We start from the raw sequence: 11,196 nt of genomic DNA, 5'->3' as shown, positions 1-11,196 counted from the left end.
TACCATTGTGACACAATTTTGTTGCCTGTGGACACATTTTCACGGCGCTCGGCGCGCATTGTTGCTGTAGAGATCGCTTTGTTTTGGTAGATAAACCACAGCTCTGAAATTTCTTTCAGCGTGCAAGGGCCTTTGCGCGTATGCTGGTTTCCACAAGACAAGTACGGAGACTGGCACCATGAACAAGTTGTCGTTTCAGCAAAAGCTGTGGATACCCCTGATCTGCAGCCTGCTGTGTATTACCGCGATTTTCCTGTTTGAAACCATCCAGACCCGCAATGTGCGGCTCGAGGAACGGCAAAATGACTTGCGCCATGTGGACGACATGGCGCTCAACATCGTCAAGCAATTCGGCGAGCGCGCCGCCGCCGGCAAGCTGAGCAAGGAAGAGGCGCAGCGCCAGGCGATCGAGATCATCAAGCTGCTGCGCTATGGCAAGGACGGCTACTTCACGATCAGCAGCGGCACGCTGTCGATCATGCATCCGATCAAGCCGGAAAACAACAACAAGGACCTGGTCGATCTGAAGGACCCGAAAGGCACTTACGTCTACCGCGCCATCGCCGCCACCGGCGGCCTGCCCGAGGGCGGCGGCTTCGTCAGCTATTACTGGTCGCGGCCGGGATCGACCGAGCCCGTGCCCAAGCTCAGCCGCGTGGTCCGCTACGCGCCGTGGAACTGGGACCTGACCACCGGCGTCTACACCGACGACATCGACATCGCCTTCCGCGACTCGCTGCTGAAGTCGGCCGGCTGGCTGGCGCTGGTGTGCGCGCTGCTGTGGGTGATCGTCAGCCTGGTCAACAAGAGCCTGCGCCATACCATCGGCGGCGCGCCGGAATACGTGAGCGAGATCACGCAGAAGATCGCCGATGGCGACCTCAGCGTTCAGGTGCACACCCACGCGGCCGACCAGGGCAGCATCCTGCACTCGGTCAAGGTGATGCAGCAGCGGCTGGCCGACACCATCGGCGAGATCCGCCGCAGCGCCGACACCATCGCCACCGCCTCGGGCGAAATCGCCACCGGCAACCTGGACCTGTCGGCGCGCACCGAATCGCAGGCCAGCTCGCTGGAAGAGACGGCCGCGTCGATGGAAGAGCTGACCTCGACCGTCAACCAGAACGCCGCCAACGCGGTGCAGGCCAACCAGCTGGTGCAGTCGGCCTCGGAAGTGGCGGCGCGCGGCGGCAAGGTGGTGTCGCAGGTGGTGCAGACGATGGACACCATCAACGCCTCGGCCACGCGCATTGTCGACATCATCAGCGTGATCGACGGCATCGCCTTCCAGACCAACATCCTGGCCTTGAACGCGGCGGTGGAAGCGGCGCGCGCCGGCGAGCAGGGGCGCGGCTTCGCGGTGGTGGCGTCGGAAGTGCGCAACCTGGCGCAGCGCTCGGCGGCGGCGGCCAAGGAAATCAAGGAGCTGATCAACGCCTCGGTCGACAGCATCAGCAACGGCAGCGCCCTGGTGGCCGAGGCCGGCACGACGATGGACCAGGTGGTGGCCAGCGTCTCGCGCGTCACGCAGATCATGCAGGCGATCACCGACGCCTCGGGCGAGCAAAGCACGGGCATCGGCCACGTCAACATGGCGATCACGGAAATGGACTCGGTGACGCAGCAGAACGCCGCGCTGGTAGAGCAAGCCGCCGCTGCGGCCGGCAGCATGCAGGAGCAAGCCGCCATGCTGGCCACGCTGGTAGCCCGCTTCCGCACGTAAATCCGGGGTCAGGTCTGACAAACGCACACGGGCTCAACTGCGCAGCAGTTGAGCCCGTGTGCGTTTGTCAGACCTGACCCCGGATTATTGCGCCGGGACGGTTTCGTAGACGGCGGCTTCGTAGACGAATTTGTTGCCGTCGGGACGGAACACGCCCATCAGCTCGCCACCGTCGCCCTTGACGTCGGGGTACATGGTGCAGGTTTGCGTTTCCACTTGCCACAGCTCGTCGCCCGCGCGCAGCGTCCAGACGTTGTCGCCGCCGGACAGCAGTTCGATTTCCACCTCGTCGGCCGGCATTTCGCTGAGCTCGACACGGCGCAGGCAGTCCGGCAGCCGCTGCATGATCAGCTCGACCCGGCTTTCCTTGCTCCAGAAATGTTTTTGCACGCGGTGGATGGTCAGCGCGTGGTTGCCCACCGGCCCGTCGGCGTAGTACGACGCAGTGTCGTCCACGCAGGCGGCCAGCAGCAAAGGCATCAGGACGATCAGGATCTTGCGCATGGGATTCCCGTGGGTGGCTATCTGTTTGCGAACATTATAGCTGCCCCGCGGGAATCGTCATCTCAGAAGCGGTAGCCCACGCCCACGCCCAGCAGTACCGGGTCGACCTTGACGCGGCTGGCCTTGGCGCCGCCGATCAGCACGTCGCTGCGGATCTGCACCTTTTTCACGTCCAGGTTGATCGACCAGTTCTTGTCGATGGCGAAGTCGACGCCCGCCTGCAACGCCAGGCCGACGCTGTCGTGTTCGAGGCTGGCCGCGCCGTCGAGCAGCTTGACTTTGGAGAAGGTGGTGTAGTTGACGCCGGCGCCGACATACGGACGGATGGTGGCGTCCGGCGCGAAGTGGTACTGCACCGTCAGCGTCGGCGGCAGGTGCTTGATCGAGCCGATCTTGGCGCCGTCCAGCGTGACGTCGTGCTTCTGCGGGTAGGTCAGGATCAGCTCGGTGGCGATGTTCTTGGTGAAGAAGTAGCTGATGTCCACTTCCGGAATGGTTTTGTCCTTGACGTGGATGCGGTCGGATGCGCCGACGCCGCCCACCGGATCGGATTTGTCGGCCGGATCGATATGCACGGCACGCACGCGCACCAGCCATGGGCTTTCTTGCGCCAGCACGTTACCGCTCATCAGGGTCAGGGCTGCTAATACTGCTGCTACGGACTTGCTCATTTTTACTTCCCCTCTTTGTCGTCGTTAAGTAACACGGGAAAGTCTATTGATGCAGCGCAGTAAAAACATTGATCCAGGTCAAAACTTTCAAACTGTAAAAGCGCGCGGTGGTCGTGTGGCCCGCGTCGACGTCCTCAACGCCGGTGCACGCCGGCGCGCCGGAAGGGGAATAGGTGATCAACAGGGCCCGCAACATCTGGCCGACACGCCGGGCTAGCGGTAGCGCGCCAGGATCTGGTCGATGCTGCCGTCCTTGAGCAACGTGTCGATGGCGCGGCTCACCTCGTCGAAAGGAATTTTGGATTTCTGCGAAAACGCGCACTGCGCCTTATAGGCCGAGAACACCAGGTCCGGCCGCACCTTCATTGCCGGCGTGGTGCGGTGCAGGTAATTGAGCGTGGCCTCGCTGATCATCGTGTACGGCACCTTGCCGCTCGCCATCTGCTGGATGTTGGCCTCCATATTGACCGCGTCCACGCGCCGGAAGCGCTTGCCCAGCACCAGCTCCACGCGCTGGTACTTGTAGCCGGCCACCGTGCCGATGGGCTGATCGCGCAAATCCTTCAGCGAGCGCAGGTGCGGCATGTCCTTGCGGGCGGCGATCATCTCGGCGTCCGGAAACAGCGGCGGACTCCAGTTGTAGTCGCCATCGATCCAGAACGGCATCACATAGCACATGGCGTCGGCGCGGCCGCTGCCCAGCGCCGGCCTCACGTCCGGCGTGTCCGCATTCAGGTACACCGGACGGCGGCCCAGGCGCTGCGCCAGCACGTCGCCGAAATCCTTGACGATGCCGCCGCTGATGGCGCCATTCTGGATGCGCGCGATCGGCATTGCCTGGTCGAGCGGGGCCAGCATCACCAGCTCGCCGGGACCGGCGAGCGCGGAGGCGGACAACGCCCACACGGCGGCGCTAAGAAGGCAGGATCGGGAGTGCATGCCGCATTATAGCCGCTGTATGTTGGGCCCCGCACATGCAGGCCCGGGCGCATATGGCACCCTGTCACTCCTGGATTACTAGCATGGAGAGTGACGATGACGAAGGAGTTGCAACAGAAGCACATCGCAGTATTGATGACCGACGGCGTGGAACAGGTGGAGTACACCGGGCCGCGCGCCTTCCTCGAACAGCAGGGCGCCAAGGTCACGCTGGTGTCGGTCAAGGCCAAGGGCGAACAAGTGCAGGGCTTCAACCACCTGGACCCGGCCGACCAGTTCACCGTGGAGCTGGACGTGCGCGACGCCCGCCCGGGCGACTTCGACGCGCTGGTGCTGCCCGGCGGCGTGGCCAACCCGGACACGCTGCGCCTGCACAGCGCAGCCATCGGCTTCATCCGCGAATTCGGCCGCGAGAACAAGCCGATCGCCGCCATCTGCCATGGCCCGTGGACGCTGATCGACGCCGGCCTGGTCAAGGGCAAGCAGATCACCAGCTGGCCGTCGCTGCAGCAGGACCTGCACAACGCCGGCGCCGCCTGGCGCGACCAGGAAGTGGTGGCTGATGGTAAGCTGATCACCAGCCGCAAGCCGGATGACATCCCGGCCTTCAACCAGGCCCTGAAGCAAGCGCTGCAAGCGGCTTGAATTTCCCAGTAGCAAGCGAGCGCTGGACTGTACAGGCCTTATGTAGACTCAAACCAGCACCGACCTCATGCGTCTAAAACACAGGAGATCACCATGACCCATACCCTTGCCGCCGTATTTGAAACCCGTGCCGAAGCCACCCACGCCAAGAACGAGCTGCTGCAGAATGGCTTCGACAATGCAAGTATCGAGATCCATGATTCCGGCAGCGTGGCCGGCACCGCCCGCATCAACGACGACGCCTCCATCCTCGGCAACGTCAAGCAGATGTTCAGCGAGCTGGTCGGCCGCGACCACGCCGACCAGCACGTCTACGCCGAAGCGCTGAACCGCGGCCACACGGTGCTGTCGCTGCACACCGCCACGCTGGAGGAGGCCGAGCGCGCGGCCGACATCATCGACGACTTCAACCCGATCGACATCGACGAGCACGAATCGATGTGGCGCGCCAGCGGCTGGGGCGCGGACGTGCTGCGCAGCGGCACCGGCCTGCTGCAAACCAGCGTCGGCGCGCAGCAGGCCGCGCCGGAGCAGCACGGCATCCGCCCGCGCGAGGACGCGGTGGTGTTCGCGCGTTCCGAACAGGTGGTGCTGGCGCCGGGATCGCTGCAACGCGGCAGCGTCGCGGCCGGCACCGTCGCGCCGGCCGCCGAGGCGGTGGCCGACATCCAGAACACCGTGCAGCGCAGCGGCATGCGCATCTACCCGCGCGATGCCGGCATCAACCAGGACAGCATCGACATCCTGACCGGCAACGAGCAGGCCGACGACGACTACTTCCGCTCGCACTGGGAGAAAACCTACACCGGCGGCACCTACCAGGAATTCGACCCGGCCTACCGCTACGGCGAATCGATGAAGGGCAACCCCGGCTACCGCGACAAGGAATGGAACGACGTTGAACCGGAACTGCGCGCCGGCTGGGAAAGCAAGCAGCCGCAATCGAGCTGGGACAAGTTCAAGGACGCCGTGAAGCACGGCTGGGAACGCCTCACCAACTGATTGCGCAAGCGCAATAAGCAGCCCGACCATCGTGACATCATCGGGGACTTGCGCGGCCCGTTTCGCGGGCCGTCGTTCCCCGGGGGATGTCGTCGATGGAAAAACTGCTGCCCTATTATGAGCGCGAGCTCAGCATGCTGCGGCGCGCCGGCGCCGAGTTTGCGGAGCGCTATCCCAAGCTGGCCGGCAGCCTGCAAATGCGCGGCGAAAGCTGCGCCGACCCCCACGTCGAACGGCTGATCCAATCCGCTGCCTTCCTCAACGCGCGCGTGGCGCGGCTGCTGGACGACGGCTACACCCACTTCACCGAAGCCCTGCTGTGCATGTTGTACCCGCACTTCCTGCGGCCGATTCCTTCCTGCTCGATCGCCCGCATCGACACCAGCGGCGCGCGCGCCACTGAAATCAGCAGCGTCAGCGTGCTGCCGCGCGGCGCCATGCTGAAGGCGCTGGGGCAGGGGCGGTGGTGTGCCGCTTCCGCACCGTGTACGACACGGTGGTGGCGCCGGTGAGCATCGGCGCGGCCGGCTTTGAGCCGTATCCACAAACGCCGCCGACACTGTCGTTGCCGGCGGACGCCGGTTCCGCCATCAGCATCCGCATCGCCTGCACCGGCGCCACGCGCAGCCTGGCCGCACTGGCGTTGCCCACGCTGCGCGTCTACATCGACGGCGAAGCCTCGCTGCGGGCCGCCCTGCGCGACGCCATCTTCCTGCACACCGCCTGCGCCTGTGTTGAGGCGGACGGCCAGTGGCGGATGCTGGAACGCCTGCCGCTGCAAGCCGCCGGCCTCACCGCGGAAGAAGCGCTGCTGCCGGCCGCGCCGTCCGAACATGGCGCCTACCGCCTGCTGAGCGAATACTTCGCCTTCCCGGAGAAATTCGACTTCGTCGACATCGACCTCGCCGCGCTGACCGCTGCCGCACCGGAAGGCTGCGCCCAGCTCACCCTGCGCCTGCTGCTGCGCGACGTGCGTCCGGACACCCCGGCCGCGCGCATTCTGCGCACGCTCGACGCAGACAACCTGCTGCTGGGCTGCACACCGATCGTCAATCTGTTCCCGCAGCCGGCCACGCCGATCCGCGTCACCCACACGCGCAGCAGCTACCCGCTGATGGCAGACGAAATGCCTGGCCACGCCTGCGACATCTACAGCATCGACAGCGTGCAGATGGTGCGCAAGACGCAGGATGGCAGCGCGGTGACGGACTTCTTCCCCTGGTACTCGCTGCGCCACAGTGAAACGGAAAGCCGCAAAAGCCATTACTGGCTGGCGCAGCGCGAAGACCTGATGAGCGCCGGTCACGAACACACGCTATCGCTGGTGGACCGCGACTTCTCGCCGCTGCGCAGCGACGACGGTACGGCCTCGGTACGCCTCACCTGCACCAATCGCAATCTGCCGCGCAGTCTGCAATACGGGCGCGCCGGCGGCGACCTCAGCACGGAAAGTCCGATCGGCAATTACCCGATCCGCATGCTGCAGCGGCCGACGCTATCGCATCGTCTGTCCAGCGAAGGTGGACGGCAGTGGGGCTTGATCGCCCATCTGGCCCTCAACCACCGCTCGTTGACGCAGGAAGGGCTGCCGGCGTTGACTACCATGCTGCGGCTCTACGCGCAGCAGGACAGCATGGTTGCGCAACGGATGATCGACGGCGTGAAGGCGCTCGGTTATCGTTCCGCCACCGCATGGATACGCCAGGCGCAAGGCAACGCCTACCTGCGCGGCATCGAAGTGCAGGTATCGCTGGACGAAGAAGCCTACGCCGGCACCGGCATCCACGCGTTCGCGCAGATACTGGATCATCTGTTCGCATTGCACGTGCACCTGAACAGCTTTACGCAACTGGTGGTGCTGTCCCACGTTAGCGGAAAGGAGTTGCTGCGATGCCCACCACGCAACGGCGCGCTGACGTTGGCGTAATCGGCCAACTGCAAGCCGACCCGCAGCGCTTCGAATTCTTCCAGGCGGTGCGGCTGGTGGCGCAATGGCGACCGGACCTCACGCGTTTCCGCAACCGTCTGGCGCTGAGCTATGCCTCGCACCAGATCGAAAATCTCAGCGCCGACAGCCACACCGTACGCGTGACGCCGGCCTTCATCGGCCTGCTGGGCAGCCAGGGCGTGCTGCCGCTGCACTACTCGGAGCGCATCGGCCGTCACGAAAAGGAGCGCCACGACGGCGGCCCGCGCGCCTTTCTCGACGTAATCTCACACCGGCCGGTGGAAATGTTCTATCAGGCCTGGGCGCGCAACCGGCCCGCATGCGCGGAGACGGCATACCTGGAGATGCTGACTGCACTGGCCGGCATGCCAGCGAACGACGGCGCCATCGACCGCGAAACGCTGGCCCGTTACGCCATGCAAATACGAAGCCGCACCGTCAGCGCACCGCAGATCGCCGGCATGTATAGCGAATATTTTGGCGTGCCGGTGCGGGTGGAACAGCTGGTGGGCGAATGGACCTCGTTGCCGCCCGAAGACCAGGCGCGGCTGGGCCAGGCCAATGTCGACCTGGATGGCGGCGTCATGCTCGGCAGCCGCATCTACAGCTACGACGCGCGGGTACGCCTGCGTATCGGTCCACTGGACAGGGCGTGCTACCAATGCTTCCTGCCCGGCCAGTCGGCCGCAGTGCGGCTGGAGGCCATGCTCAAGCTGCACTGCGGTATCGGCATGACATGGGAAGTGCATCTGACGCAGCGAGCGCAAGACACGCAAGACGCGCAACTGGGCGCTGACATTCGCTTGGGCGTGAACACACGCCTGCAAAGCGGGACGGCCACGCGCGACCATGACGAATTGATGTACCTGCTGCACAGCTAAGATAGGCCCATGCAGGCGCCGTCAGTTTTTGCACGTGGCGAGCCCGGTAGTTGTGCAAACTCAAAAAATAATCATCGCATAGTGACACCATGTGAAGCTCACCTCATCTGTTACGTAGCAAGGAGCGAATGTGGAAAGCGACAGCGACTTTTTCAGCTTCATGACCCTGGCCAAGGAACTGGTAACCGACAATCGGCCACTGCGTCTGCGTCTCGACCTGCCGGGTGGCGCCAATGACGACATGCTGCTACCGCAGCGCGTGTACGGCACCGAGAGCATCTGCGGCGGCATCGAATACTGCGTGCTGTGCGTCTCGGCCAACGCCCAGCTGCCGCTGAAGCAGCTGATCGCCGTGCCGGCGGTACTGGAGTTCGTCACCGACCGTGGTGGCGTGCGCGCTGTGTGCGGCATCGTCACCGAAGCCAGTTCCGGCGACAGCGATGGCGGCCTGGCCAGCTACCAACTGGTGCTGCGCGACGCTCTGGCTATTCTGGAAAAGCGCACCAACATGCGCGTGTTCCGCAATATGGACGAGGTGGAAATCGTCCAGCGCATCCTCAACGAGTGGCGGCAGAAAAGCCCGGTGCTCGGCACCTGCTTCAAGCACGAAACCGACGATACCTTCAACCAGCGTACGTATCCCAAGCGCGAGTTCACCATGCAGTACAACGAGTCGGACGCCGCCTTCATCCGCCGTCTGCTGAAACGGCGCGGCATTGGTTGGTACATCCGCGCCGACGGCGGTAGCCACACGCTGGTGCTGTTCAATAACGCCGACAGTCTGCGCCAGAACGCCGCCGGCACCATTCGCTACCACCGCGACAGCGCCACCGAGGAACGCGACACCATCACCGCCTGGAGCGCGGTGCGCAGCCTGCAACCGGGCACGGTTACGCGTCACAGCTGGGACTACATGAATACGCAGGGACGGGACTTTATGAGGGTGGAAGCCAGCAGCGGCATCGACCAAGGCATCAGCGGCAACGAACTGGCCGCCAGCCTGGACGACTATCAGATCCTATCGCCGCACGCCGGCGACGATAATGAGGATCTGTTCCGCCTCGGCCAGCTGCGCATGAGCCGGCACGACTACGAATCGAAATGCTTCCATGGCGAAGGCAGCGTGCGTGACCTGTGCGCCGGCGAATACTTTACGCTGAGCGAACACCCGGAAGTGGACGACCATTCTCCCGAGGATCGCGACTTCGTCGTCACTGCTTTGCAAGTGACGGCGCAGAGCAACTTGACGAAAGACCTGGCTGCGCGCGTGGAACGCCTGTTCATCCGCAGCCGCTGGATGGTTAGCGCGCAAGAACTGCTGATGCAGAGGGACATGATCGACAAAGTTGCGAGCGGCCCGATTCGCATGCACATCCAATTCAGCGCCGTACGGCGCGGGGTAACCATCGTGCCGACTTACGACGCGCGCACCGACCTGCCGCAAACTCAGATGCAAAGCGCTGTTGTAGTTGGCCCGGAAGGCGAGGAGGTGCACTGCGACCAGCTGGGACGCGTCAAAATCCGCTTCCCCGGCACGCGCGTGGAAGACCATGAAGAAGCGGCCGGCGCCGGCGCATCGGACACGCAAACCGATTCCGCGTGGGTGCGCGTCGCCTCCAACTGGGCCGGCAACGGCCCCGGGTCCTTCAAGCAGTGCGGCGCCATCGGCCTGCCGCGCATCGGTACAGAAGTGCTGGTCGCCTTTCTCGGCGGCGACCCCGACAAACCCGTCATCGTCGGCCAGCTCTACAACCAGGAAGGGATGCCAGCGGCTCTCAGCAGCGCCGGTGACCTGCCCGGCAACCGCTACCTCTCCGGCATCAAAAGCCGCGAAATCAACGGCGGCCGTGCGAACCAGTTGCGGCTGGATGATACGGAAGGTCAGATCAGCGCACAGCTGGCAAGCGATCACGCACAAGCCCAGCTCAATTTAGGATTTCTCACGTCTTCAAGAGCAGATGGGACCGGAAAAAAGCGTGGCGAGGGGGCTGAACTAACTAGCACGGAGTCGATAGCTATTCGAGCTAGTAACGGAATACTTTTATCGACGCATGCAACACGAGATGAGCATTTAGAGCGGGATGATCTGATTGGGGTCGCAGATCTACTTAACAGCATAGCCAGCCAGCTGGCTACGGTAGCTCAAACCCACTCTTCCGATGATGCAGAGATACCGCATCTTTCCGAACTAATAGATAAGCTAAAGAACTGGAAGGCTGGTTCCCAGCAAGCGATTCTCGGTGCGCATGCGGCACAAGGAATGCTTCTCATAAGCGAGAACAATATCCTGATAGGCGCCCAGTCGAAAGTAGACATTCTTGGCTCGGGCGATACGAATCTCTCATCGGGGAAGAATATATTTATTCGAGCCGTTAAGGGGGTAAGCGTCTTTGCTCATGCGCTTGGCATGAAGCTGATTGCCGCCAGCGGAAACGTACTGCTTCAGGCACACCGTGGCGACATCAATATCACTGCTACCGGAAAGATTTGCATCACCGCAGGTCAGGGCTTAGAACTCCAGTCCCCGGAGATCAAATTGGTAAGTAAAGGCGCTCAGGTGAACTACGGTGGCGGCGCCATTACGCAGCAGAGTAAAGGCACCCACACCATCAAATCTTCCAAGTTCTTGCATACGAGCGGCGGCGACGGGAGTCCCAGTGAGATTAGATTCCCAAGCACTTCCATTGAAACCGACGAAAGGATTGTGCTCTATCACGCCCAAACTGGCGAGCCTGCAAAAGGGCGTCGTTACAAACTGACGCTACCCGATGGGCGAAATATTGAGGGAACGACAGACAGCCAAGGGCGAACAGAAATCGCGACCGCTCAGGAATTTGGTGAGATTGAAGTACTGATCTATCCCGAAGAAGCGTAGTCAGGAAG

At 63.1% G+C, this 11,196-nt stretch carries 10 protein-coding genes; 7 read left to right on the top strand and 3 right to left on the bottom strand.

Annotation, left to right across the window (positions count from 1 at the left end):
• Positions 1-178 precede the first annotated feature (178 nt).
• On the top strand, positions 179-1,723 hold the full coding sequence (locus tag ACRQ5J_RS00395; protein WP_432380641.1) for a methyl-accepting chemotaxis protein: 1,545 nt from the start codon (positions 179-181) through the stop codon (positions 1,721-1,723).
• Positions 1,724-1,807: 84 nt separating this feature from the next.
• On the opposite strand, the gene ACRQ5J_RS00390 is transcribed toward ACRQ5J_RS00395, so the two are convergent.
• The 3 genes from ACRQ5J_RS00390 to ACRQ5J_RS00380 all read right to left on the bottom strand — a co-directional run bounded on the left by ACRQ5J_RS00390 (position 1,808) and on the right by ACRQ5J_RS00380 (position 3,804).
• Positions 1,808-2,227, bottom strand: coding sequence for a hypothetical protein (locus ACRQ5J_RS00390; protein WP_432380640.1), 420 nt, complete (start codon positions 2,225-2,227; stop codon positions 1,808-1,810).
• Between the two features lie 62 nt (positions 2,228-2,289).
• Positions 2,290-2,898 carry an OmpW/AlkL family protein gene (locus ACRQ5J_RS00385; protein ID WP_432380639.1) on the bottom strand — a complete coding sequence of 203 codons (609 nt, stop codon included), beginning with the start codon at positions 2,896-2,898 and terminating at the stop codon, positions 2,290-2,292.
• 213 nt (positions 2,899-3,111) lie between these two features.
• A complete protein-coding gene (locus ACRQ5J_RS00380) occupies positions 3,112-3,804 on the bottom strand; it encodes a substrate-binding periplasmic protein (RefSeq protein WP_432380638.1) in 693 nt (230 codons plus the stop codon).
• A gap of 129 nt (positions 3,805-3,933) precedes the next feature.
• Between ACRQ5J_RS00380 and ACRQ5J_RS00375 the strand changes: the two genes are divergently transcribed.
• From ACRQ5J_RS00375 to ACRQ5J_RS00350, 6 genes are all read left to right on the top strand, one after another.
• Complete coding sequence (locus ACRQ5J_RS00375) at positions 3,934-4,482, top strand: type 1 glutamine amidotransferase domain-containing protein (RefSeq protein WP_432380637.1); 549 nt, start codon at positions 3,934-3,936, stop codon at positions 4,480-4,482.
• 93 nt (positions 4,483-4,575) lie between these two features.
• Positions 4,576-5,484, top strand: a complete 909-nt coding sequence (locus ACRQ5J_RS00370) for a hypothetical protein (RefSeq protein WP_432380636.1) — start codon at positions 4,576-4,578, stop codon at positions 5,482-5,484.
• A gap of 95 nt (positions 5,485-5,579) precedes the next feature.
• On the top strand, positions 5,580-5,996 hold the full coding sequence (locus tag ACRQ5J_RS00365; protein ID WP_432380635.1) for a type VI secretion system baseplate subunit TssF: 417 nt from the start codon (positions 5,580-5,582) through the stop codon (positions 5,994-5,996).
• Positions 5,951-7,411, top strand: a complete 1,461-nt coding sequence (gene tssF, locus ACRQ5J_RS00360) for a type VI secretion system baseplate subunit TssF (RefSeq protein WP_432380634.1) — start codon at positions 5,951-5,953, stop codon at positions 7,409-7,411. Before ACRQ5J_RS00365 ends, tssF begins: the two co-directional genes overlap by 46 nt.
• Positions 7,375-8,313 carry a type VI secretion system baseplate subunit TssG gene (gene tssG, locus ACRQ5J_RS00355; RefSeq protein WP_432380633.1) on the top strand — a complete coding sequence of 313 codons (939 nt, stop codon included), beginning with the start codon at positions 7,375-7,377 and terminating at the stop codon, positions 8,311-8,313. The genes tssF and tssG overlap by 37 nt, the downstream gene beginning before the upstream one ends.
• A 130-nt stretch (positions 8,314-8,443) precedes the next feature.
• Positions 8,444-11,188, top strand: coding sequence for a type VI secretion system Vgr family protein (locus tag ACRQ5J_RS00350; RefSeq protein ID WP_432380632.1), 2,745 nt, complete (start codon positions 8,444-8,446; stop codon positions 11,186-11,188).
• Positions 11,189-11,196 lie beyond the last annotated feature (8 nt).

The organism is Duganella sp. P38 (genome assembly GCF_050859475.1).
Classification (GTDB): Bacteria; Pseudomonadota; Gammaproteobacteria; order Burkholderiales; family Burkholderiaceae_D; genus Rugamonas.
The sequence above is the reverse complement of the archived record's forward strand: the minus strand, read 5'-3'. Positions and strand labels throughout refer to the sequence as shown.

Coding starts and splice junctions, on each gene's coding strand:
- ACRQ5J_RS00395 (WP_432380641.1), top strand. CDS start 179: ATGAACAAGTTGTCGTTTCAGCAAAAGCTGTGGATACCCCTGATCTGC.
- ACRQ5J_RS00390 (WP_432380640.1), bottom strand. CDS start 2,227: ATGCGCAAGATCCTGATCGTCCTGATGCCTTTGCTGCTGGCCGCCTGC.
- ACRQ5J_RS00385 (WP_432380639.1), bottom strand. CDS start 2,898: ATGAGCAAGTCCGTAGCAGCAGTATTAGCAGCCCTGACCCTGATGAGC.
- ACRQ5J_RS00375 (WP_432380637.1), top strand. CDS start 3,934: ATGACGAAGGAGTTGCAACAGAAGCACATCGCAGTATTGATGACCGAC.
- ACRQ5J_RS00370 (WP_432380636.1), top strand. CDS start 4,576: ATGACCCATACCCTTGCCGCCGTATTTGAAACCCGTGCCGAAGCCACC.
- ACRQ5J_RS00365 (WP_432380635.1), top strand. CDS start 5,580: ATGGAAAAACTGCTGCCCTATTATGAGCGCGAGCTCAGCATGCTGCGG.
- tssG (WP_432380633.1), top strand. CDS start 7,375: ATGCCCACCACGCAACGGCGCGCTGACGTTGGCGTAATCGGCCAACTG.